25 protein-coding genes are annotated in these 21,008 nt (G+C 72.7%); 21 read left to right on the top strand and 4 right to left on the bottom strand.

Features of this window, described 5'->3' with window-relative positions; all coding sequences use genetic code 11:
• The first annotated feature begins 299 nt into the window (after positions 1-299).
• Genes hisD through hisF form a run of 8 tightly spaced genes read left to right on the top strand, consistent with a single transcriptional unit; the run spans position 300 to position 6,140 of the window.
• On the top strand, positions 300-1,625 hold the full coding sequence (gene hisD, locus AB0G35_RS01130) for a histidinol dehydrogenase (protein ID WP_360941654.1): 1,326 nt from the start codon (positions 300-302) through the stop codon (positions 1,623-1,625).
• A gap of 26 nt (positions 1,626-1,651) precedes the next feature.
• Entirely contained in the window at positions 1,652-2,809 is a 1,158-nt protein-coding gene (locus AB0G35_RS01125) for a histidinol-phosphate transaminase (protein ID WP_360941651.1), read from the top strand.
• Positions 2,806-3,399, top strand: coding sequence for an imidazoleglycerol-phosphate dehydratase HisB (gene hisB / locus AB0G35_RS01120; RefSeq protein WP_360941648.1), 594 nt, complete (start codon positions 2,806-2,808; stop codon positions 3,397-3,399). The genes AB0G35_RS01125 and hisB overlap by 4 nt, the downstream gene beginning before the upstream one ends.
• A gap of 3 nt (positions 3,400-3,402) precedes the next feature.
• Positions 3,403-3,567 carry a hypothetical protein gene (locus AB0G35_RS01115; protein ID WP_030413628.1) on the top strand — a complete coding sequence of 55 codons (165 nt, stop codon included), beginning with the start codon at positions 3,403-3,405 and terminating at the stop codon, positions 3,565-3,567.
• The gene (gene hisH / locus AB0G35_RS01110) at positions 3,564-4,214 is read left to right on the top strand and encodes an imidazole glycerol phosphate synthase subunit HisH (protein WP_360941644.1); all 651 of its coding nucleotides are present in this window, start codon (positions 3,564-3,566) and stop codon (positions 4,212-4,214) included. The genes AB0G35_RS01115 and hisH overlap by 4 nt, the downstream gene beginning before the upstream one ends.
• 5 nt (positions 4,215-4,219) lie before the next feature.
• Positions 4,220-4,945, top strand: coding sequence for a bifunctional 1-(5-phosphoribosyl)-5-((5-phosphoribosylamino)methylideneamino)imidazole-4-carboxamide isomerase/phosphoribosylanthranilate isomerase PriA (gene priA / locus AB0G35_RS01105; RefSeq protein ID WP_360941641.1), 726 nt, complete (start codon positions 4,220-4,222; stop codon positions 4,943-4,945).
• On the top strand, positions 4,942-5,379 hold the full coding sequence (locus tag AB0G35_RS01100; protein WP_360941638.1) for a RidA family protein: 438 nt from the start codon (positions 4,942-4,944) through the stop codon (positions 5,377-5,379). Before priA ends, AB0G35_RS01100 begins: the two co-directional genes overlap by 4 nt.
• Positions 5,376-6,140 (top strand): imidazole glycerol phosphate synthase subunit HisF, encoded by a 765-nt coding sequence (gene hisF, locus AB0G35_RS01095; protein ID WP_360941635.1) that lies wholly within the window; start codon positions 5,376-5,378, stop codon positions 6,138-6,140. The genes AB0G35_RS01100 and hisF overlap by 4 nt, the downstream gene beginning before the upstream one ends.
• Before the next feature lie 40 nt (positions 6,141-6,180).
• Here hisF and AB0G35_RS01090 read toward each other — a convergent pair whose 3' ends face one another.
• The 3 genes from AB0G35_RS01090 to AB0G35_RS01080 are packed head-to-tail and all read right to left on the bottom strand — an operon-like array spanning position 6,181 to position 9,544.
• Positions 6,181-6,924 carry a succinate dehydrogenase/fumarate reductase iron-sulfur subunit gene (locus AB0G35_RS01090; protein ID WP_360941632.1) on the bottom strand — a complete coding sequence of 248 codons (744 nt, stop codon included), beginning with the start codon at positions 6,922-6,924 and terminating at the stop codon, positions 6,181-6,183.
• Positions 6,921-8,870 carry a fumarate reductase/succinate dehydrogenase flavoprotein subunit gene (locus AB0G35_RS01085; RefSeq protein WP_360941629.1) on the bottom strand — a complete coding sequence of 650 codons (1,950 nt, stop codon included), beginning with the start codon at positions 8,868-8,870 and terminating at the stop codon, positions 6,921-6,923. Before AB0G35_RS01085 ends, AB0G35_RS01090 begins: the two co-directional genes overlap by 4 nt.
• Before the next feature lie 2 nt (positions 8,871-8,872).
• Positions 8,873-9,544 carry a succinate dehydrogenase gene (locus tag AB0G35_RS01080; protein WP_360942067.1) on the bottom strand — a complete coding sequence of 224 codons (672 nt, stop codon included), beginning with the start codon at positions 9,542-9,544 and terminating at the stop codon, positions 8,873-8,875.
• A gap of 130 nt (positions 9,545-9,674) precedes the next feature.
• On the opposite strand from AB0G35_RS01080, the gene AB0G35_RS01075 reads away from it, so the two are divergent.
• Together AB0G35_RS01075 and AB0G35_RS01070 are read left to right on the top strand one after the other, a co-directional pair.
• Positions 9,675-10,631, top strand: coding sequence for a LysR substrate-binding domain-containing protein (locus AB0G35_RS01075; protein WP_360941626.1), 957 nt, complete (start codon positions 9,675-9,677; stop codon positions 10,629-10,631).
• A gap of 26 nt (positions 10,632-10,657) precedes the next feature.
• On the top strand, positions 10,658-11,290 hold the full coding sequence (locus AB0G35_RS01070; protein ID WP_360941623.1) for a TIGR03085 family metal-binding protein: 633 nt from the start codon (positions 10,658-10,660) through the stop codon (positions 11,288-11,290).
• Between the two features lie 91 nt (positions 11,291-11,381).
• On the opposite strand, the gene AB0G35_RS01065 is transcribed toward AB0G35_RS01070, so the two are convergent.
• Complete coding sequence (locus AB0G35_RS01065) at positions 11,382-11,528, bottom strand: hypothetical protein (protein WP_360941620.1); 147 nt, start codon at positions 11,526-11,528, stop codon at positions 11,382-11,384.
• 39 nt (positions 11,529-11,567) lie between these two features.
• On the opposite strand from AB0G35_RS01065, the gene hisI reads away from it, so the two are divergent.
• The 11 genes from hisI (at position 11,568) to lgt (ending at position 20,974) form a co-directional block, all read left to right on the top strand.
• Complete coding sequence (gene hisI, locus AB0G35_RS01060; RefSeq protein WP_360941617.1) at positions 11,568-11,954, top strand: phosphoribosyl-AMP cyclohydrolase; 387 nt, start codon at positions 11,568-11,570, stop codon at positions 11,952-11,954.
• An 11-nt stretch (positions 11,955-11,965) separates the two neighbouring features.
• The gene (locus AB0G35_RS01055; RefSeq protein ID WP_360941614.1) at positions 11,966-13,501 is read left to right on the top strand and encodes an anthranilate synthase component I; all 1,536 of its coding nucleotides are present in this window, start codon (positions 11,966-11,968) and stop codon (positions 13,499-13,501) included.
• A gap of 55 nt (positions 13,502-13,556) precedes the next feature.
• Positions 13,557-14,270, top strand: coding sequence for a TIGR02234 family membrane protein (locus AB0G35_RS01050; protein WP_360941611.1), 714 nt, complete (start codon positions 13,557-13,559; stop codon positions 14,268-14,270).
• A gap of 85 nt (positions 14,271-14,355) precedes the next feature.
• Positions 14,356-14,598 (top strand): HGxxPAAW family protein, encoded by a 243-nt coding sequence (locus AB0G35_RS01045; RefSeq protein WP_360941608.1) that lies wholly within the window; start codon positions 14,356-14,358, stop codon positions 14,596-14,598.
• A gap of 159 nt (positions 14,599-14,757) precedes the next feature.
• Positions 14,758-15,204, top strand: coding sequence for a DUF2752 domain-containing protein (locus AB0G35_RS01040; RefSeq protein ID WP_360941605.1), 447 nt, complete (start codon positions 14,758-14,760; stop codon positions 15,202-15,204).
• A gap of 151 nt (positions 15,205-15,355) precedes the next feature.
• Complete coding sequence (gene trpC, locus AB0G35_RS01035) at positions 15,356-16,165, top strand: indole-3-glycerol phosphate synthase TrpC (RefSeq protein WP_360941602.1); 810 nt, start codon at positions 15,356-15,358, stop codon at positions 16,163-16,165.
• Positions 16,166-16,181: 16 nt separating this feature from the next.
• Positions 16,182-16,388: a hypothetical protein gene (locus AB0G35_RS01030; protein WP_360941599.1), complete on the top strand. Its 207-nt coding sequence runs from the start codon at positions 16,182-16,184 to the stop codon at positions 16,386-16,388.
• A gap of 112 nt (positions 16,389-16,500) precedes the next feature.
• Entirely contained in the window at positions 16,501-17,781 is a 1,281-nt protein-coding gene (gene trpB / locus AB0G35_RS01025) for a tryptophan synthase subunit beta (protein ID WP_360941596.1), read from the top strand.
• Entirely contained in the window at positions 17,781-18,599 is an 819-nt protein-coding gene (gene trpA / locus AB0G35_RS01020; RefSeq protein ID WP_360941593.1) for a tryptophan synthase subunit alpha, read from the top strand. The genes trpB and trpA overlap by 1 nt, the downstream gene beginning before the upstream one ends.
• Before the next feature lie 152 nt (positions 18,600-18,751).
• Positions 18,752-19,774 carry a thioredoxin domain-containing protein gene (locus AB0G35_RS01015; RefSeq protein ID WP_360941590.1) on the top strand — a complete coding sequence of 341 codons (1,023 nt, stop codon included), beginning with the start codon at positions 18,752-18,754 and terminating at the stop codon, positions 19,772-19,774.
• A gap of 96 nt (positions 19,775-19,870) precedes the next feature.
• A complete protein-coding gene (gene lgt, locus AB0G35_RS01010) occupies positions 19,871-20,974 on the top strand; it encodes a prolipoprotein diacylglyceryl transferase (RefSeq protein WP_360941587.1) in 1,104 nt (367 codons plus the stop codon).
• Positions 20,975-21,008: the final 34 nt, after the last annotated feature.

Here is a 21,008-nt window from a genome sequence, read left to right as displayed (position 1 = left end):
CCTTGCTGTCCCGTGGTCCGCCGCGGCGCGTGCCTGCTCCGCCGTCTTCGCGTGTCGCAACCTGTTCGGACGCATTCCGTGCGCCGGTCCGCGCGCGTCCCGCGGCCGGTCCCGCAGGTCTCCCCGTACACCGCTACGTGCCCCTTGCCCGCCCGGTGACCGGTTGAACACGCGTGGTCAGGGCCAACTCCGGTCAACTTCGCGGCGCCGGGTCACCGTGCGTCCGGCCCCCGCGTCGCTGTGTATCACTGAGTGATACGGGCGGCCGGGCGCGGGGGCGGGTCTGAGACACTGGGGACGTGATCTCCCGAATCGATCTGCGCGGTGACGCCCTTCCCGAGGGCGGCGCCCTGCGCGACCTGCTGCCCCGTGCCGAGTTCGACGTGGAAGCCGCCCTGGAGAAGGTGCGGCCGATCTGCGAGGACGTGCATCATCGTGGCGACGCGGCGCTGATCGAGTACGCGGAGAAGTTCGACGGGGTCACGCTCGACCAGGTCCGGGTGCCGGCCGCCGCGCTGGCCCGTGCCCTGGAGGAGCTCGACCCGGCCGTGCGCGCGGGCCTGGAGGAGTCCATCCGGCGCGCCCGCATCGTGCACCGCGCCCAGCGCCGCGCCGCGCACACCACCCAGGTCGTCCCCGGCGGCACGGTCACCGAGAAGTGGGTGCCGGTCGAGCGGGTCGGGCTGTACGCCCCCGGCGGCCGCTCGGTCTACCCGTCGTCCGTGATCATGAACGTGGTGCCGGCCCAGGAGGCCGGTGTCGAGTCGATCGCGCTCGCCTCCCCGGCCCAGGCCGACTTCGGCGGACTGCCGCACCCGACGATCCTCGCCGCGTGCGCGCTGCTCGGCGTGGACGAGGTCTACGCGGCCGGCGGCGCCACCGCCGTCGCAATGTTCGCGTACGGCACCGAGTCCTGCCCGCCCGCGAACATGGTCACCGGACCCGGCAACATCTGGGTCGCCGCCGCCAAGCGCTACTTCACCGGCAAGATCGGCATCGATGCCGAGGCCGGACCGACCGAGATCGCCGTCCTCGCCGACGACACCGCCGACGCCGCGCACATCGCCGCCGACCTGATCAGCCAGGCCGAGCACGACCCGCTGGCCGCCGCCGTCCTCGTCACCGACTCCGTGGAGCTGGCCGAGGCCGTCGAGAAGGAGCTGGAGCCGCAGGTCGCCGCGACCCGGCACGTCGACGACCGCATCGTCCCCGCGCTGTCCGGCAAGCAGTCCGCGATCGTCCTGGTGGACGGCGTCGAGGAGGGCCTGCGGGTCGTCGACGCGTACGGCGCGGAGCACCTGGAGATCCAGACCGCGGACGCCGCCGCCGTCGCCCAGCGGGTGAAGAACGCCGGCGCGATCTTCGTCGGCCCCTGGGCGCCGGTCTCGCTCGGCGACTACTGCGCGGGCTCCAACCACGTGCTGCCCACCGGCGGCTGCGCCTGCCACTCCTCGGGCCTGTCCGTGCAGTCGTTCCTGCGCGGCATCCACATCGTCGACTACACCAAGGACGCACTGGCCGAGGTCGCGCACCACGTCGTGACGCTGGCCGAGGCCGAGGACCTGCCCGCACACGGGGCGGCCGTCAAGGCCCGGTTCGGCTGGAAGCTCCCCGAAGGCAAGTGACGCAACGGATGCAAGGCACCACACCCATGACCCGCACCTCCGCAGTGGCCGGCCTGGACGACCTCCCGGTACGCGACGAACTGCGCGGCAAGTCCCCCTACGGCGCGCCGCAGCTCGACGTCCCGGTACGGCTGAACACCAACGAGAACCCCTACCCGCTGCCCGAGCCGCTGGTCGAGCGGATCGCGGAGCGGGTGCGCGAGGCCGCCCGCGACCTCAACCGCTACCCGGACCGGGACGCGGTCGAGCTGCGCACCGAGCTGGCCCGGTACCTCACCCGCACCGGCCGGTACGAGGTCGGCGTCGCGAACGTCTGGGCCGCCAACGGCTCCAACGAGGTCATCCAGCAGCTGCTGCAGACCTTCGGCGGTCCGGGCCGCACCGCCATCGGCTTCGAGCCCTCGTACTCGATGCACTCGCTCATCGCGCGCGGCACGGGCACCGGCTGGATCTCCGGTCCGCGCAACGACGACTTCACCATCGACGTACCGGCGGCCGAGCGGGCCATCGCCGAGCACCGCCCCGACGTCGTCTTCATCACCACCCCCAACAACCCCACCGGCAACGCCGTCCCGGCCGAGGCGGTGCTCGCCCTGTACGAGGCGGCCCAGGCGGCCAAGCCGTCGATGGTCGTGGTCGACGAGGCGTACATCGAGTTCAGCCACGGCGACTCGCTGCTGCCGCTGCTCGCCGGGCGGCCGAACCTCGTCGTCTCCCGCACCATGTCGAAGGCCTTCGGCGCGGCCGGGCTGCGCCTCGGCTACCTCGCCGCGGACCCGGCGGTGGTGGACGCGGTCCAGCTGGTACGGCTGCCGTACCACCTCTCGGCGGTCACCCAGGCCACCGCGCTGGCCGCGCTGGAGCACACCGACACCCTGCTGAAGTACGTCGAGCAGCTCAAGCAGGAGCGCGACCGGCTGGTCCGCGAACTGCGCGCGATCGGCTACGCCGTGACGGAGTCGGACGCCAACTTCGTCCAGTTCGGGCGGTTCGACGACGCCCACGCGGTCTGGCAGCAGATCCTCGACCGCGGCGTGCTGGTCCGCGACAACGGCGTACCGGGCTGGCTGCGGGTCTCCGCGGGCACCCCGGCGGAGAACGACGCGTTCCTCGACGCGGCCCGTGAACTAGTGACGTACGTGGGGGACACCACCCCCACGCCCCCGAAGGAGCAGAGCGCATGAACCGCGTCGGACGCGTGGAGCGCACCACGAAGGAAACCTCCGTGCTCGTCGAGATAGACCTCGACGGCCGGGGCGAGGTGGACGTCTCGACGGGCGTCGGCTTCTACGACCACATGCTCGACCAGCTCGGCCGGCACGGCCTGTTCGACCTCAAGGTCAAGACCGACGGCGACCTGCACATCGACACCCACCACACCATCGAGGACACCGCCCTCGCGCTCGGTGCCGCCTTCAAGCAGGCCCTCGGCGACAAGTCCGGGATCTACCGCTTCGGCAACTGCACCGTCCCGCTGGACGAGTCGCTCGCCCAGGTGACCGTCGACCTCTCCGGCCGCCCCTACCTGGTGCACACCGAGCCCGAGAACATGGCGCCGATGATCGGCACGTACGACACGACGATGACCCGGCACATCTTCGAGTCCTTCGTCGCCCAGGCGCAGATCGCCCTGCACATCCACGTCCCGTACGGGCGTAACGCCCACCACATCGTGGAGTGCCAGTTCAAGGCCCTGGCCCGGGCCCTGCGCTACGCCAGCGAGCGCGACCCGCGCGCGGCCGGGATCATCCCGTCGACCAAGGGAGCCCTTTAACCCGTGAACGGCCTGTCGACCGTCTTCATCCTGCTCGGGCTCTTCCTCCTCGGCGGCGTCTACTCGTTCTGGAAGCAGCAGCTGCCCAAGAGCCTGATCGTGCTGCTCTCCGTCGGCTCGGCGATGTGCCTGGCCGCCGGCGTGCTGCGGCTGGAGGTGTGGAATTGACCGCCCCGTCCTCCCGTAAGAAGGTCGTCGTCCTCGACTACGGCTTCGGCAACGTCCGCTCCGCGGAGCGTGCCCTGGCGCACGTCGGTGCGGACGTGGAGATCACCCGGGACTTCGACCGGGCGATGAACGCCGAGGGGCTGCTGGTCCCCGGTGTGGGCGCGTTCGCCGCCTGCATGCGCGGGCTCAAGGAGGCCCGCGGCGACTGGATCGTCGGCCGCCGGCTGGCCGGCGGCCGCCCGGTCATGGGCATCTGCGTCGGCATGCAGATCCTCTTCGGCCGCGGCATCGAGCACGGCGTCGAGACCGAAGGCCTGGAGGAGTGGCCCGGCACGGTCGGCCCGCTCAAGGCCGACATCGTTCCGCACATGGGCTGGAACACCGTCGACGCCCCCGAGGGCTCGCGGCTGTTCGCCGGGCTGCCCGCCGACGCCCGCTACTACTTCGTGCACTCCTACGCGGTGCACGACTGGGAGCTGGAGATCGGCAACCCGCACCTTGCCGCGCCGAAGGTCACCTGGGCCACGCACGGCGAGCCGTTCGTCGCCGCGGTCGAGAACGGCCCGCTGTGGGCCACCCAGTTCCACCCCGAGAAGTCCGGCGACGCCGGTGCCCAGCTCCTGACCAACTGGATCGAAACGCTGTGAACGCTGTGAACACGCTTGAACTGCTGCCCGCCGTCGACGTCCGCGACGGCCAGGCCGTCCGCCTGGTCCACGGCGAGTCCGGCTCCGAGACCTCCTACGGCGACCCGCTGGAGGCGGCTCTCACCTGGCAGCGGGCCGGCGCCGAGTGGCTGCACCTCGTCGACCTCGACGCGGCCTTCGGCACCGGCGACAACCGCGCGCAGATCGCCGAGGTGGCCCGCTCGATGAACATCAAGGTCGAGCTGTCCGGCGGCATCCGCGACGACGCCTCGCTCGCCGCGGCGCTGGCCACCGGCTGCACCCGGGTCAACATCGGCACCGCGGCGCTGGAGAACCCCGAGTGGGTCGCCAAGATCATCGCCGAGTACGGCGACCGGATCGCGGTCGGCCTGGACGTCCGGGGGACCACGCTGCGCGGCCGCGGCTGGACCCGCGACGGCGGCGACCTCTACGAGACGCTGGCCCGCCTGGACTCCGAGGGCTGCGCCCGCTACGTCGTGACCGACATCAACAAGGACGGCACCCTCCAGGGCCCCAACCTGGAGCTGCTGCGGAACGTCTGCGCCGCCACCGACCGCCCCGTCGTCGCCTCCGGCGGCGTCTCCTCCCTCGACGACCTGCGGGCGATCGCGGGTCTGGTCCCGGAAGGTGTGGAGGGCGCGATCGTCGGCAAGGCGCTCTATGCCAAGGCGTTCACCCTGGAAGAAGCACTGGAGGCGGTGTCCCGATGAGCGAGGCCGTGCGGCGCGTACAGTCCGACAGCCCCTGGGAGGGGACCTTCGGCCATGCACGCGCCGTCGCGGCCGGGGACCGGGTCCTCGTCGCCGGCACCCTGCCGTTCACCGGCACGGTGCTGCACGGCGAGGGGGACCCGTACGAACAGGCGCGCGCGGCCTTCCGGAAGGGCCTCGACGCGCTGGCGGAATTCGGCCTGGGCGCCGACTCCGTCATCCGCACCCGCATGTACCTCACCCACGTGCGCGACGTGGACGCCGTCGGCCGGGCCCACAAGGAGCTCTTCGACGCCGTGCGGCCCGCCGCGACCATGCTCGTGGTCTCCGGCTTCGTCGATCCGCGGGTGCTGGTGCAGATCGAACTCGAAGCATTCCGCGACAGCGCGACCCCGGGCGGCGCGCCCGGGACCCCCGAAGGAGAACCGCGATGACCCTGGCGGTCCGAGTCATCCCTTGCCTGGACGTCGACAACGGACGGGTCGTCAAGGGCGTCAACTTCCAGAACCTCCGCGACGCGGGCGACCCCGTCGAGATGGCCAGGATCTACGGCGAGGAGGGCGCCGACGAGCTGACCTTCCTCGACATCACCGCCTCCTCCGGCAACCGCGAGACCACCTACGACGTGGTCCGCCGCACCGCGGAACAGGTCTTCATCCCGCTCACGGTCGGCGGCGGCGTCCGCACCCCGGAGGACGTCGACAAACTCCTCCGGGCCGGCGCCGACAAGGTCGGCGTCAACACCGCCGCCATCGCCCGCCCCGACGTGATCCGCGAGATCGCCGAACGCTTCGGCAGCCAGGTCCTGGTGCTGTCGGTCGACGCCCGCCGCACCGACGCCGGCACGCCGTCCGGCTTCGAGGTCACCACCCACGGCGGCCGCCGCGGCACCGGCATCGACGCCGTCGAATGGGCCCACCGCGCCGCCGAACTCGGCGCCGGCGAGATCCTGCTGAACTCCATGGACGCCGACGGCACCAAGGACGGCTACGACGTCGAGATGATCGAGGCGGTCCGCAAGCACGTCACCATCCCGGTCATCGCCTCCGGCGGCGCCGGCGAACTCTCCCACTTCCCCCCGGCGGTGGCCGCCGGCGCCGACGCGGTCCTCGCCGCCTCCGTCTTCCACTTCGGCGACCTCCGCATCAGCGAGGTCAAGCAGACCCTGCGCGAGGCGGGGCACCCGGTCCGCTGACCGCGGTGCCCCGCCCCGCCCCGGCGCCGGGGCGGGGCGCTCAGCGCCGCTTGCGTGCCGCCCGGACGAACTCGCGGTTCATCCTGGTGATGCTGAACAGCGGGATGCCCTTGGGGCAGGCGGTGGCGCATTCGCCGGTGAGGGTGCAGCCGCCGAAGCCCTCCTGGTCCATCCGGGCCACCATGTCCAGGACCCGGGACTCGCGTTCCGGGGCGCCCTGCGGCAGGACGCCCAGGTGGTTGACCTTGGCGGACGTGAAGAGCATCGCGGCGCCGTTGGGGCAGGCGGCCACGCAGGCGCCGCAGCCGATGCACTCGGCGTGCTCGAAGGCGAAGTCGGCGTCCGGCTTCGGCACGGGGGTGGCGTGCGCCTCCGGTGCGGAGCCGGTCGGGGCGGTGATGTAGCCGCCGGCCTGGATGATCCGGTCGAAGGCCGAGCGGTCCACCACCAGGTCCTTGACCACCGGGAACGCGGACGCCCGCCACGGCTCGATGTCGATGGTGTCGCCGTCCTCGAAGGACCGCATGTGCAGCTGGCAGGTGGTGGTGCGCTCCGGGCCGTGCGCCTCGCCGTTGATGACCAGCGAGCAGGCGCCGCAGATGCCCTCGCGGCAGTCGTGGTCGAAGGCGACGGGTTCGTCGCCGGACAGGATGAGCCGTTCGTTGAGGACGTCCAGCATCTCCAGGAAGGACATGTCGGGCGAGATGCCGTCCACCTCGTACGTGGACATGGCGCCTTCGGTGCCGGCGTTCTTCTGGCGCCAGACGCGCAGGGTGAGCCTCATGCGTAGCTCCGCTGGGTGGGGTGGACGTACTCGAAGACCAGGTCTTCCTTGTGGAGGATGGGTGCCTCGCCGGTGCCGGTGAACTCCCAGGCGGCGGCGTAGGCGAACGCCTCGTCCTTGCGGGCCGCTTCGCCGTCGGGGGTCTGGGACTCCTCGCGGAAGTGGCCGCCGCAGGACTCGGTCCGGTGCAGCGCGTCGAGGCACATCAGCTCGGCCAGTTCCAGGTAGTCGACGATCCGGTTCGCCTTCTCCAGGGACTGGTTGAACTCCTCACCGGTACCGGGCACCTTGATGCGGCGCCAGAACTCCTCGCGGATCTGCGGGATCCGGTCGAGCGCCTTGCGCAGGCCCTCGTCGGTGCGGGCCATGCCGCAGAACTCCCACATCAGCTCGCCGAGTTCGCGGTGGAAGGAGTCGGGCGTGCGGTCGCCGTCGACGGAGAGGAGCAGGTGGAGCCGGTCCTCGGTGTCGGCCAGCACCTCCTGGACGACCGGGTGGCCGGCGTCGATCCCCTCCCCGTGCGGATGGCGCGCCAGGTAGTCGTTGATGGTCGACGGCAGGACGAAGTAGCCGTCGGCCAGGCCCTGCATCAGCGCGGACGCGCCGAGCCGGTTGGCGCCGTGGTCGGAGAAGTTGGCCTCGCCGATCGCGAACAGGCCCGGGACGGTGGTCTGCAGGTCGTAGTCGACCCACAGGCCGCCCATCGTGTAGTGCACGGCGGGGTAGATCCGCATCGGCACCTCGTACGGATCCTCGTCGGTGATCCGCTGGTACATGTCGAAGAGGTTGCCGTACTTGGCCTCGACGGCCTTGCGGCCCAAGCGCGTGAGGGCCTCCGCGAAGTCCAGGTACACGCCCTGGCCGCCGGGGCCGACGCCGCGGCCCTCGTCGCAGACGTTCTTCGCGGCTCGGGAGGCGATGTCGCGGGGGACGAGGTTGCCGAAGGACGGGTAGCTGCGCTCCAGGTAGTAGTCGCGCTCGTCCTCGGGTATCCCGGCGGGCGGCCGGTCGTCGCCCTTGGCCTTCGGCACCCAGATCCGGCCGTCGTTGCGCAGCGACTCGCTCATCAGCGTCAGCTTGGACTGGTGGTCGCCGGTGCGCGGGATGCAGGTCGGGTGGATCTGGGTGAAGCACGGGTTGGCGAAGTACGCGCCGCGCCGGTGCGCCCGCCAGATCGCGGTCGCGTTGGAGTTCATGGCGTTCGTCGACAGGTAGAAGACGTTGCCGTAGCCGCCGCTCGCCAGGACGACGGCGTCCGCGAAGTACGTGTCGATCGTCCCGGTGATCAGGTCGCGGGCCACGATGCCGCGGGCCCGGCCGTCGACCACGATCAGGTCGAGCATCTCGGTCCGCGGGTGCATCGTCACGTTGCCCGCCGCGATCTGCCGGGACAGCGCCTGGTAGGCGCCGAGCAGCAGCTGCTGGCCCGTCTGGCCGCGGGCGTAGAAGGTGCGGGAGACCTGGACGCCCCCGAAGGAGCGGGTGTCGAGCAGACCGCCGTACTCGCGGGCGAACGGCACGCCCTGCGCCACGCACTGGTCGATGATCTCGACCGAGATCTGCGCGAGCCGGTGCACGTTGGACTCGCGGGCCCGGAAGTCGCCGCCCTTGACGGTGTCGTAGAAGAGCCGGTGGATCGAGTCGCCGTCGTTGCGGTAGTTCTTCGCCGCGTTGATGCCGCCCTGCGCGGCGATCGAGTGCGCCCGGCGCGGCGAGTCCTGGTAGCAGAACTGCTCGACGTGGTAGCCCTGTTCGGCGAGCGTGGCACCGGCCGCGCCGCCGGCGAGCCCGGTGCCCACGACGATGACGGTGTGCTTGCGGCGGTTCGCCGGGTTGACCAGCTTCGCCTCGAAGCGGCGCCGGTCCCAGCGCTCGGCGACCGGCCCGGCCGGTGCCTTGGTGTCGGCGACCGGCTCCCCGGTCGCGTAGTCGGCGTAAGGAGACATGGTCAGCTCACCACTCCGGTCATGACGGCGACGGGTACGGAGACGAAGCCCACCGTCAGTACCAGCGCGAGGACGTCGGCGGTGGTCTTCAGGAGGCGGTCACGGGTGCGGCTGCCGACGCCCAGGCTCTGCGCGGCGCTCCAGAAGCCGTGCCGGACGTGCAGGCCGAGCGCCAGCATCGCGACGATGTAGAGCACGTTGCCGTACCAGGTGGAGAAGGTGTCCACCACGTTCTGGTACGGGTGGCCCTCCTGGAAGCCGCCCGGGTGCACGGTTCCGGTCGTCAGATCGAGCAGGTGCCAGACGAGGAACAGGCCGAGGATGACCCCGCCCCAGCGCATCGTGCGCGTCGCGTAACTCGCCCTGGGCCGCTTGTGGACGTACTTGGCGGGCCGTGCCCTGATGTCGCGGCGGCTGAGCTGGTACGCGGACGTGGCGTGGGCGACGACGGCGGCGAGGAGGACGACGCGGACCAGCCAGAGCGTCCACTCCTCGTGCATGAAGGGCTCACCGACCACCCGCAGCCAGTGCGCGTAGTGGTTGAACTCGCCCGGCCCGAAGAAGATCTTCAGGTTCCCGATCATGTGGACGACCAGGTAGAGCAGCATGACCAGCCCGCTCACGGCCATCACCGTCTTCTTGCCGACCGACGAGTCCCACATGGTGCGCGCCATGGACGGCCGTCGGTCCGTCCGTATGCCCAGTGCCATGGGTCCCGACGGTAGGGAGCGCGCCGTCATCAGTCCAAGACATGCTCCGGCTCATCTCGATAGCCTCAGCCTATCGATGCCTTACATTCCCCTTATGCAGCTGCAGCAGCTCCGCTACTTCACCGCGGTCGCCGACACCCGCCACTTCACCCGCGCCGCCGAGCGCGAACACGTCGCCCAGCCCTCCCTGTCCCAGCAGATCCGGTCCCTCGAACGGGAGCTGGGCGCCGAGCTCTTCCACCGCGCCCGCGGCCACATCACCCTCACCGACGCCGGCGAGACCCTGCTGCCGCTCGCCCGCCGGATCCTCGCCGACGCCGAGACCGCCCGCCGCGAGGTGCAGGAGGTCGCCCAGCTGCGCCGCGGCCGGCTCCGGCTCGGCGCCCCGCCCAGCCTCTGCGCCAGCCTCGTCCCCGACGTCCTGAGCGCCTTCCACGCGACCTACCCCGGCGTCGACCTGATCGTCACCGAGGACGGCTCCCAGGACCTGGTGCGCGCCCTGGCCGACGGCGCCCTCGACCTCGCCCTGATCATCACCCCGCTGCCCGTCCAGGCCCCCGCCCTGGCCACCTCCGAGCTGCTGCGCGAGGAACTGGTCGTGGTCTCCGCCCCGGACCGGCCCGCCCCGGTGACCGGCCGGCGCACCCGGATCCGCGTCGAGGACCTCCGCGGCCGCCCGCTGGCCATGTTCCGCCGCGGCTACGACCTGCGGGAATTCACCACTGCGGCGTGCCGCGCGGCCGGCTTCGAGCCGACCTTCACCGTCGAGGGCGGCGAGATGGACGCGGTCCTCGGCTTCGTCCGCGCCGGCCTGGGCATCGCCGTCGTGCCCAGCATGGTCGCCGAACGCTCCGGCCTGCGCATCACGCCCTTCGCCACCCCCGGCATGCACCGGGTCGTCTCCGTCGCCCACCGCGGCGACGTCTCCCCGTCCCGCGCCGCCCGCGAACTGGAACGCATCCTGAAGGAACACCTGGGCCTGGGGCCGTCCCGGACCCCTGCGGGGCCCTCCGGCCCGTCGCCCGCACCAGCGCGGCGCCGTGGCAGGTGATCGCGACCGGCCGTAGGCTGGCCGGTATGTCGACCCATGCGAAGCGTGAACGGCTCCTCCTCGCCGACCTGTTGGAGAGCGCCGGGCCCGAGGCGCCGACGCTCTGTGAGAACTGGACCACCCGGGACCTGGCCGCGCACGTGGTCGTCCGCGAGCGGCGCGCCGACGCGGCCGGCGGACTGCTGGTCAAACCGCTGGCGGCCCGGCTGCGGCGGGTGCAGGCGGAGTTCGCGGCCAAGCCGTACGGCGAGCTGATCCACCTGATCAGGACCGGCCCGCCCAGGCTGTCGCCGTTCGCACTCAAGCCGGTCGACGAGGCGTCCAACACCGTCGAGTTCTACGTCCACTCCGAGGACGTCCGGCGCGCCCGGCCGGAGTGGACCCCGCGCGCGGTGGACCCCGTCTTCGCGGACGCGCTGTGGACCCGGATCGAGCGGATGGCCCGCGTGCTGGGCCGTACGTCACCGGTCGGGCTGGTGCTGCGCCGCCCGGACGGGCGCACGGCGGTCGCCCACCGCGGCACGCCGGTCGTCACGGTCGTCGGTGAGCCGGGCGAGCTGACGATGTTCGCCTTCGGCCGGCAGCAGGCCGCCGACGTGCAGCTGGAAGGCGACAAGGAGGCGGTCGACCGGCTGCTGGCGGCGAAGCTCGGCATCTGACCGGTGCCCGAGGGGCTCCGGCCCGCCGGCCCCGCCGGGCCACCGGCCCGTACCGGCAGGCCGTACCGGGACGTGCCCCGCTGCCGTGCCCTCAGCGGTGCAGCAGCACCAGCAGCACCACCACCGCGACCACCACCGCCGCCGCGAACACCGCCCCCAGCACCCGCGCCGCCACCCGCGCGGCCCGGTCCGGGTCCGGCGGGGGCGGTGGTACGGGCGGCGGCGGTTGCGGAGGCATATCTGCAGGATGACAGGGGCCGCACGGCACAATGGAGCCATGAGCAGCAGCCGCACGCCCCTCGCCGACTCCGCACTGGACCCCGCGATCGCCGCCCGCCTCAAGCGCGGCGCCGACGGCCTGGTGCCCGCCATCGCCCAGCAGTACGACACCGGTGAGGTGCTGATGATGGGCTGGATGGACGACGAGGCGCTGCACCGCACCCTGACCACCGGACGCTGCACGTACTGGTCCCGCAGCCGCCAGGAGTACTGGGTCAAGGGCGACACCTCCGGCCACGTCCAGTACGTCAGGTCGGTCGCCCTGGACTGCGACGCGGACACCCTCCTGGTGAAGGTCGACCAGGTCGGTGCCGCCTGCCACACCGGCGCCCGCACCTGCTTCGACGCGGATGTGCTGACGACCGGGGACCCCCAGGACCAGTAGGCTCCGCTGCCATGACCACGGGAACCACCGGCACCGCCCATCCGGACCTCGACACCTTCCGTACGCTCGCCAAGGACCGGCGGGTCATCCCCGTCACCCGGCGGCTGCTGGCGGACGGCGACACACCGGTCGGGCTGTACCGAAAACTCGCCGCCGAGCGCCCCGGCACCTTCCTGCTGGAATCCGCCGAGAACGGCCGCACGTGGTCGCGCTACTCCTTCGTCGGTGTCCGCAGCGCCGCCACCCTCACCACCCGCGACGGCCGGGCGCACTGGCTCGGCACCCCGCCGGTCGGCGTGCCCGCCGACGGCGACCCGCTGGCCGCCCTGCGCGCCACCGTCGAGACCCTGCACACCCCCCGCGACCTCATCGAGGGCGCCGGCCTGCCGCCCTTCACCGGCGGCATGGTCGGCTACCTCGGCTACGACATCGTGCGCCGCCTGGAGAAGATCGGCGACAGCACCGCCGACGACCTCCACCTGCCCGAGCTGACCATGCTGCTCACCTCCGACCTCGCGGTCCTCGACCACTGGAACGGCACGGTCCTGCTGATCGCCAACGCGATCAACCACAACGACCTCGACACCGGCATCGACGAGGCGTACGCCGACGCGGTGGCCCGCCTGGACACCATGGCCGACGACCTCTCCCGGCCCGCGCCGCCCAGCGCCGCCGCGCTGCCGCCGTCCGAGGTCCCCGCGTACACCGCCGAATGGGGCGGCCCGGCCTACCAGGAGGCCGTCGACGACATCAAGGAGCGCATCCGGGCCGGCGAGGCCTTCCAGGTGGTGCCCTCCCAGCGCTTCGAAACCCCTTGTACGGCAAGCGCGTTGGACGTCTACCGGGTGCTGCGGGCCACCAACCCCAGCCCGTACATGTACCTCTTCCGCTTCGAGGCCGCCGACGGCAGCGCCTTCGACGTGGTGGGCTCCAGCCCCGAGGCGCTGGTGAAGGTCGAGGGCGGGCGGGCCATGGTCCACCCGATCGCCGGCACCCGCCCGCGCGGCGCCGACGTCCAGGAGGACCAGGCCCTCGCCGACGAGCTGCTGGCCGACCCCAAGGAGCGCGCCGAGCACCTGATGCTGGTCGACCTCGGCCGCAACGACCTCGGCCGGGTCTGCGCACCGGGCAGCGTCGAGGTCGTCGACTTCATGTCCATCGAGCGCTACAGCCACGTGATGCACATCGTCTCGACGGTCACCGGCGAGGTCGCCGAGGGCCGCACTGCCTTCGACGTGCTCACCGCCTGCTTCCCGGCCGGCACCCTCTCCGGCGCGCCCAAGCCGCGCGCCCTGCAGATCATCGAGGAGCTGGAGCCGACCAAGCGCGGTCTGTACGGCGGCTGCGTGGGCTACCTCGACTTCGCCGGCGACTCCGACACCGCCATCGCGATCCGCACCGCGCTGCTGCGGGACGGCACCGCCTACGTCCAGGCGGGCGCCGGCGTGGTCGCCGACTCCGACCCGGTGGCCGAGGACACCGAGTGCCGCAACAAGGCGGCGGCGGTGCTCCGCGCCGTGCACACCGCCAACCACCTGGGACGCTAGCCCGGACCACCCCCGCGCACCGGCCCCCGCCGGCCGGTGCGCGATAGTGGTACGCGTGAGTGCCGCACCGCAGACCCCCGCCGACACCGAGCCCTCGGACGCCACCGGGTCCCCGGACCCCGCGCCCGCCGACGGGACCGTGCCCCCGGCCGGTACCGCGCCCCGCCCGGCCCGGGCCGGCGGCGCCCGGCGCAGCCTCGCGCTCGCGCTGCTGACCGGCGCGGCCGGCGCCGGGCTGGCCCTGCTGGCGTCCGGCCGCACCTGGGCCCGCGGCTCCGCGGTGCTGGCCCAGGGCGAACTGCCGCGCACGGTCACCGGCGCCGACGTCACCGGAGTCCCCGGCGCACTGGCCGTGGTCGGCCTGGCCGCGCTGGTCGCCGTCTTCGCGGTCCGCCGGGCCGGCCGGGTCGCGGTCGCCGCGCTGCTCGCGCTCAGCGGCACCGGCATCGTCGTCGCCGCCGTGCTCGGCAACGCCGACACCTCCGCCCTCCGCGAGAAGGCGGCCACCGCCGTCGGCCTGACCGGCGCCGATGTGCATCACGTCACGCACACCGGCTGGCCCTGGGTGGCCGCGGCCGGCGGTCTGCTGCTGCTCGTCGCCGGCCTCCTGGCGCTGGTGTACGGGCGCCGCTGGCCCGCGATGTCGGGCCGGTACGAGCGCACGCCCGGCGGCGCCCGCGGCCCGCGCCGCGCCCCGGCGGCCCCGGACCTGGACCGCCCGGAGGAGATCTGGAAGTCCCTGGACCGCGGCGAGGACCCCACCCGGTAAAAGGGCTCTCCCCGGCATCGGTGACAATGGACGCCGAGGATCACCGCGCCCGGACCCCGGCGCGATAGAGCAACGAGGAGCACTCATGTCGAGCAGTGGCCACGGACACACCCCCGCAGCCTGGACCGGCGTCATCATCTCGTTCATCGGCTTCTGTGTCGCCGGAGCCTTCATCGTGCTGGGGAGCGTGCCCGGCTTCTGGGCCGGCATGGTGCTCATCGGCGCCGGCGCCGTCGCGGGCGGCCTGATGCGCGCGGCCGGCCTGGGCCAGGAGCCCAAGCGCGCGGCGAAGGCCCGTACCCCCCAGGCGCAGCCGCAGGAGGGCTGAGCCCGGCCCGCACCGGGTGATCCTCCGGACCGCCCTGCCCCCGAAGGCGCCGCTTCCCGGCCCGTACGCACCCCACCGGTGCCGTACCCGCCGTCCGTGCCCACCCCGTACGGCGGCCGAGAAGCTGCGCCTTCGCGCGTTGCCGCGCACAATCGGCACGTGAGCGATCGCGCGGCCGGCGCCCGGCCCCCAGCCCCGCCGGCGGCCGGACTGCCCCGCCGGCTCCGGGCCCCGCTGGGCACCCTGGCCGCCGCCCTCGCCGCCTTCGGCTACGTCGGCGCCGTGGACCCGAACCGGCCCGGCCACTACCCCGTGTGCCCGCTGCAGCACCTCACCGGAGTCCTCTGCCCGGCCTGCGGCGGGCTGCGCAGTGTCCACGCCCTCGCCCACGCGGACCTGACCGCGGCCCTGGCGGCCAACGCCCTCCTGGTGGCCGCCTGCGCCGCCGGTGCGGCCTTCTGGGCGGTCTGGCTCGGCCGGGCGGCCCGCGGGCTCCCCACGGCAAGACCCCGGCCGCGCTCCGCGCACTGGTGGGCGCTGGGCGGCCTGCTGCTGGTCTTCACGGCCGTCCGCAACCTCCCCTTCGGCAGCGGCCTGGCGCCATGAACCGCCGGTGCGGAGGTGTCCAGCTTGTGGGACCACGGTCAACCGGATGCGGGACCTGCATGCCGCGGCGGATACCATCGGAGAGCCGGATGGGGCAGTGCGTCCCACGGGCCACTGTCCACCTCTCCCGCTCAAGAAGGAGGCCGCTCGCGTGAGTGTGCTCGACGAGATCATCGACGGGGTCCGCGCCGACCTGGCCGAGCGGCAGGCGCGTACCTCCCTCGACGAGCTCAAGGAGCGGGCCCGTAAGGCACGCCCCGCGATGGACGGTGTCGCGGCACTCAAGGGCGAGAGCGTCACGGTCATCTGCGAGGTCAAGCGCTCCAGCCCCTCCAAGGGCGCGCTGGCCGCGATCGCCGACCCGGCCGGCCTGGCCGCGGACTACGAGGCCGGCGGCGCCGCGGTGATCTCCGTACTGACCGAACAGCGCAAGTTCGGCGGCTCGCTGGCCGACCTGGAGGCCGTCCGGGCCCGGGTCGACATCCCCGTGCTGCGCAAGGACTTCATCGTCACCGCCTACCAGCTGTGGGAGGCCCGCGCCTACGGTGCCGACCTCGCCCTGCTGATCGTCTCCGCGCTGGACCAGGAGGCGCTGGTCTCGCTGATCGAACGGGCCGAGTCGATCGGGCTGACGCCGCTGGTCGAGGTGCACGACGAGGAAGAGGTCGCCCGCGCGGTGGACGCCGGCGCCCGGATCATCGGCGTCAACGCCCGCAACCTCAAGACGCTGGAGGTCGACCGCGGCAACTTCGCCCGGGTCGCCCCCGAGATCCCGGACCACATCGTCAAGATCGCCGAGTCCGGCGTCCGCGGACCGCACGACCTGATCGCCTACGCCAACGACGGCGCGGACGCGGTCCTGGTCGGCGAGTCGCTGGTCACCGGCAAGGACCCCAAGACCGCGGTGGCCGACCTGGTCGCCGCCGGTTCCCACCCGGCGATCCGCCACGGACGGGCCTGACGCCCCGGACCTTCGGATGACCGCCACCTCCTCCCGCACCCGCCGCCCCGGCACGGACCCCCGCTCCGGCCCGGCGGTGCTGCTCGCCTGCGCGCTGCCCCCGTGGCACCGCGGCTGCCGCGCGCCCGCCCGCCGGGTCCGCGGACGGCGGGTGCGCTACCACATCGGCTCGGAGCCGGGACAGATCAACGGGCGCCGATGGCGCGGCGCTGCCGCACGCTGACCGGGGACGGACGTCCGTCCCCGGAACCGGCCTGCGCGGCAGCCCCTCCCGTAGCGTGATGTCCGAAATCCCATAGTGCGGGGCATTTCGCCCCGATCGAGGAGTGCGTTTCATGTCCTCCGATTTCTTCCTTCCCGACCCCGACGGGCAGGTGCCCAGTCCCGAAGGCTATTTCGGCGCCTTCGGCGGCAAGTTCATTCCCGAGGCGCTGGTCGCCGCGGTCGACGAGGTCGCGGCCGAGTACGAGAAGGCCAAGGCCGACCCGGCGTTCGCCGCCGAGCTCAACGACCTGATGGTCAACTACACCGGGCGCCCCAGCGCGCTCACCGAGGTGCCGCGGTTCGCCGAACACGCCGGCGGCGCCCGGGTGTTCCTCAAGCGCGAGGACCTCAACCACACCGGCTCACACAAGATCAACAACGTGCTGGGCCAGGCGCTGCTCACCAAGCGCATGGGCAAGACCCGGGTCATCGCCGAGACCGGCGCCGGCCAGCACGGCGTCGCCACCGCCACCGCCTGCGCCCTCTTCGGCCTCGACTGCACCATCTACATGGGCGAGGTCGACACCCGGCGGCAAGCGCTCAACGTCGCCCGCATGCGGATGCTCGGCGCCGAGGTCATCGCCGTGAAGTCCGGCAGCCGCACCCTCAAGGACGCCATCAACGAGGCGTTCCGCGACTGGGTCGCCAACGTCGACCGCACCCACTACCTCTTCGGCACGGTCGCCGGCCCCCACCCCTTCCCCGCCCTGGTGCGCGACTTCCACCGCGTCATCGGCGTCGAGGCCCGCCGGCAGATCCTGGAGCGCGCCGGCCGCCTGCCGGACGCCGCGCTGGCCTGCGTCGGCGGCGGCTCCAACGCCATCGGCCTGTTCCACGCCTTCCTGCCCGACACCGGCGTCCGGCTGATCGGCTGCGAGCCGGGCGGCCACGGCGTCGAGACCGGAGAGCACGCCGCCACCCTCACCGAGGGCACCCCCGGCATCCTGCACGGCTCGCGCAGCTACGTCCTCCAGGACGAGGACGGCCAGATCACCGAGCCGTACTCGATCTCGGCCGGCCTGGACTACCCCGGCATCGGCCCCGAGCACGCCTACCTCAAGGACGTCGGCCGCGCCGAGTACCGCGCCGTCACCGACGACGCCGCGATGCAGGCACTGCGGCTGCTGTCCCGCACCGAGGGCATCATCCCGGCCATCGAGAGCGCCCACGCGCTGGCCGGCGCCCTGGAGGTCGGCCGCGAGCTGGGCCCGGACGGCCTGCTGCTGGTCAACCTCTCCGGCCGCGGCGACAAGGACATGGACACCGCGGCGCGGTACTTCGGGCTGTACGACGACAAGGGCGAGGCGGACGTCAACGGCGCCGTCCAGCCGACCGGCGAGGGGGAGAAGTGATGGCGGGCAACATCGGACTGCTCGATTCCGTACTGGCCCGGGCCAAGACGGAGAACCGCGCCGCGCTCGTCGGCTACCTCCCGGCCGGCTTCCCGACCGTCGACGGCGGCATCCGCGCGATGACCGAGATGCTGGACGGCGGCTGCGACATCGTCGAGGTCGGCCTGCCGCACAGCGACCCGGTCCTGGACGGCCCGGTCATCCAGACCGCCGACGACATCGCGCTGCGCGGCGGCGTGAAGATCGTCGACGTCATCCGCACGGTCCGCGACGTGCACGCCGCCACCGGCGCGCCGGTGCTGTGCATGACGTACTGGAACCCCGTCGACGCCTACGGTGTCGAGCGGTTCGCCGCCGACCTGGCCGAGGCCGGCGGCGCCGGCTGCATCCTGCCGGACCTCCCCGTCGAGGAGTCCGAGGTGTGGCGCAAGGCCGCCGAGCAGCACGGCCTGGCCACCGTCTTCGTGGTCGCACCGAGCAGCCGGGACGAGCGGCTCGCCAAGATCACCGCGGCCGGCAGCGGCTTCGTCTACGCCGCCTCCCTGATGGGCGTCACCGGCACCCGGGAATCCGTCGGCCGGGAGGCCCAGGAACTGGTGGTGCGCACCCGCGCGACGACCGAGCTGCCGGTCTGTGTCGGCCTGGGCGTCTCCAACGCCACCCAGGCCGCCGAGGTGGCCCGGTTCGCGGACGGGGTGATCGTCGGCTCGGCGTTCGTCAAGCGGCTGCTGGAGGCCGACGGCGACGAACCGGCCGGTCTCGCCGGGGTGCGCGCCCTGGCGGGCGAACTGGCCGAGGGCGTGCGCAAGCGCCCCTGATGAGGCCGTGGGCCGGAGGGACGGCCGCCGGTCCGGAGGCGCGGCGGGCGGCCGGGCGGACGTCCACGGTGGCCCGGAACACCGTCCCTCGATAGGGCGAACATCGGTGCGGAGGGGTGCGGCGGCACCCCTCCGCTTCGTTTGTCAGGGGCGTGAGCCAGAAGAACGAAGAGGGTAAGAGAAGCGCCCGCGAGCGGCTGCAGGCCCAGCGGGAGAAGGAGAAGGCGCGCGCCCGGCGCAGCCGGCAGGCGATCGTCGCCGGGGCGGTGCTGGTGGTGCTGGCGATCGCCGGCGGCGTCGCCGCCTGGGTGGCGTCGTCGGGCAGCGGCGGCAGCAGCTCCGACAACGAGACGGCCCTGCCGAAGCAGGCCAGCGGCGGCAGCAAACCAGCCGTCCCGGTGGGCGCACCGAACGCCCCCTCCACCCTCACGGTGTGGGAGGACTTCCGCTGCCCCGCCTGCCAGCAGTTCGAGATCGGTTTCCGCCCGGTGATCCACGAACTCCAGGACAGCGGCCGGCTGAAGAGCGAGTACCACCTCGTGACGATCATCGACGGCAACGCCGGCGGCAAGGGCTCCCTCAACGCCGCCAACGCCGCGCTGTGCGCCCAGGACGCCGGACGGTTCCGCGACTTCCACGACGTCCTCTACGCGAACCAGCCGCCCGAGCCGCAGGACAAGTTCGCCGACAAGAAGTACCTCCTCCAGCTGGCAGGCAAGGTCAAGGGCCTGCCCACCCCCGCCTTCACCGCCTGCGTCAACGACGGCAAGTACGACGCCTTCGTCCGCAAGTCCAACGACGCCTTCACCAGGTCCGGGTACCGCGGCACCCCGACCGTCCTGCTCAACGGCAAGGACCTGTCCAAGGTCAAGGGCGGCCGGATGACCCCGGCGGACCTGAAGAAGATGGTCCTGGACGCCAACAAGGGCAAGCAGCCCGGCACCGGCGCCCCGTCCGCCCGGAGCGCCTCACCGGGCCACGGCGCCTCACCCGGCCACGGCGGCTCGTCGGGCCACAGCGGCTCGTCGGGCCACGGCGGTTCGTCGGGCCACGGCGCGCCGCGGGGACACGGCGCCCCGCCCGCCGCAACTGCCTCCCCGGGCAAGGGCGCCGGCGGCGCACCCGGCACCGGCGCGCACGCCACCCACGGGGCGATGGCGCCGCCCTCCTCCTAGCCACACAGCGTCACCACACACCGGTGGGGTCGTTACGCAGCCGTTGCCGGGCGGGTTGTCGCCGACCCGGCCCGGCGCGGTAGCGTCGTCCCTGCCATGGAACTCGCATTCATTCCCAGCCCGTCGGTCGGCGTCGTACACCTCGGCCCGATCCCGCTGCGCGGCTACGCGTTCTGCATCATCATCGGCGTCTTCGTGGGCGTCTGGCTCGGCAACAAGCGCTGGGTCCAGCGCGGCGGCCGCTCCGGCACGGTCGCCGACATCGCCGTGTGGGCCGTGCCCTTCGGACTGGTCGGCGGCCGTCTCTACCACGTCATCACGACGTACGAACCGTACTTCGGCAAGGACGGGCACCCGCTCAATGCCTTCAAGGTGTGGGAGGGCGGTCTGGGCATCTGGGGTGCCGTGGCGCTCGGCGCGGTCGGCGCCTGGATCGGCTGCCGCCGCCGCGGCATCCCGCTGCCGGCCTACGCCGACGCACTGGCCCCCGGTCTGGCGATCGGCCAGGCGATCGGCCGCTGGGGCAACTGGTTCAACCAGGAGCTCTACGGCAAGCCGACCGACGTCCCCTGGGCGCTGAAGATCAGCTCCGACCCGGCCATCGGACGCGTCGGCGGTACGTACCACCCGACCTTCCTCTACGAGTGCCTGTGGTGCCTCGGCGTCGCGGCGCTGGTGATCTGGGCCGACAAGCGCTTCCGGCTCGGTCACGGGCGGGCCTTCGCGCTGTACGTCGCCGCCTACTGCGCGGGCCGCGCCTGGATCGAATACATGCGGGTCGACGAGGCGCACCACATCCTGGGCCTGCGGCTGAACGTCTGGACCGCACTGATCGTCTTCGTGCTGGCCGTCGTCTACTTCGTGGTCTCCGCCAAGAAGGCGCCCGGACGTGAAGAGGTCGTCGAGCCGGGTGCGCTGGAGGAGCGCGCGGCCGCCGAGGCCGCCGCGGCCGGCAAGGACGGCGGGGCGGGCGAGCCCGCCGACGGCGAGGGCGAGGGTTCGGCCGAGAAGCCCGCCGTGAAGACGGAGAAGAGCGAGAAGACGGAGAAGGCCGAGAAGCCCGCCGTAAAGACGGACCAGGCAGAGAAGGCCGCGGGGTCGGAGAAGGCGGAGCAGGCCGACCCGGCGCCGGACGGGAAGGCGCAGGCGGAGGCGGCGGACGAGCCGGCCGCCGAGGCTGCGGACAGCAAGAAGGCCTGAAAGGTTTTGACGTTCTTCGAGGCCTGAGGCGGCC

Source organism: Streptomyces sp. NPDC021749 (assembly GCF_040640655.1).
In the GTDB taxonomy this organism is placed as follows: domain Bacteria; phylum Actinomycetota; class Actinomycetes; order Streptomycetales; family Streptomycetaceae; genus Streptomyces.
The sequence above is the reverse complement of the archived record's forward strand: the minus strand, read 5'-3'. Positions and strand labels throughout refer to the sequence as shown.

Coding starts and splice junctions, on each gene's coding strand:
- AB0G35_RS01125 (WP_360941651.1), top strand. CDS start 1,652: ATGACCCGCACCTCCGCAGTGGCCGGCCTGGACGACCTCCCGGTACGC.
- hisB (WP_360941648.1), top strand. CDS start 2,806: ATGAACCGCGTCGGACGCGTGGAGCGCACCACGAAGGAAACCTCCGTG.
- AB0G35_RS01100 (WP_360941638.1), top strand. CDS start 4,942: ATGAGCGAGGCCGTGCGGCGCGTACAGTCCGACAGCCCCTGGGAGGGG.
- hisF (WP_360941635.1), top strand. CDS start 5,376: ATGACCCTGGCGGTCCGAGTCATCCCTTGCCTGGACGTCGACAACGGA.
- AB0G35_RS01090 (WP_360941632.1), bottom strand. CDS start 6,924: ATGAGGCTCACCCTGCGCGTCTGGCGCCAGAAGAACGCCGGCACCGAA.
- AB0G35_RS01085 (WP_360941629.1), bottom strand. CDS start 8,870: ATGTCTCCTTACGCCGACTACGCGACCGGGGAGCCGGTCGCCGACACC.
- AB0G35_RS01080 (WP_360942067.1), bottom strand. CDS start 9,544: ATGGCGCGCACCATGTGGGACTCGTCGGTCGGCAAGAAGACGGTGATG.
- AB0G35_RS01075 (WP_360941626.1), top strand. CDS start 9,675: ATGCAGCTGCAGCAGCTCCGCTACTTCACCGCGGTCGCCGACACCCGC.
- AB0G35_RS01070 (WP_360941623.1), top strand. CDS start 10,658: ATGTCGACCCATGCGAAGCGTGAACGGCTCCTCCTCGCCGACCTGTTG.
- AB0G35_RS01065 (WP_360941620.1), bottom strand. CDS start 11,528: ATGCCTCCGCAACCGCCGCCGCCCGTACCACCGCCCCCGCCGGACCCG.
- hisI (WP_360941617.1), top strand. CDS start 11,568: ATGAGCAGCAGCCGCACGCCCCTCGCCGACTCCGCACTGGACCCCGCG.
- AB0G35_RS01055 (WP_360941614.1), top strand. CDS start 11,966: ATGACCACGGGAACCACCGGCACCGCCCATCCGGACCTCGACACCTTC.
- AB0G35_RS01045 (WP_360941608.1), top strand. CDS start 14,356: ATGTCGAGCAGTGGCCACGGACACACCCCCGCAGCCTGGACCGGCGTC.
- AB0G35_RS01030 (WP_360941599.1), top strand. CDS start 16,182: ATGACCGCCACCTCCTCCCGCACCCGCCGCCCCGGCACGGACCCCCGC.
- trpB (WP_360941596.1), top strand. CDS start 16,501: ATGTCCTCCGATTTCTTCCTTCCCGACCCCGACGGGCAGGTGCCCAGT.
- trpA (WP_360941593.1), top strand. CDS start 17,781: ATGGCGGGCAACATCGGACTGCTCGATTCCGTACTGGCCCGGGCCAAG.
- lgt (WP_360941587.1), top strand. CDS start 19,871: ATGGAACTCGCATTCATTCCCAGCCCGTCGGTCGGCGTCGTACACCTC.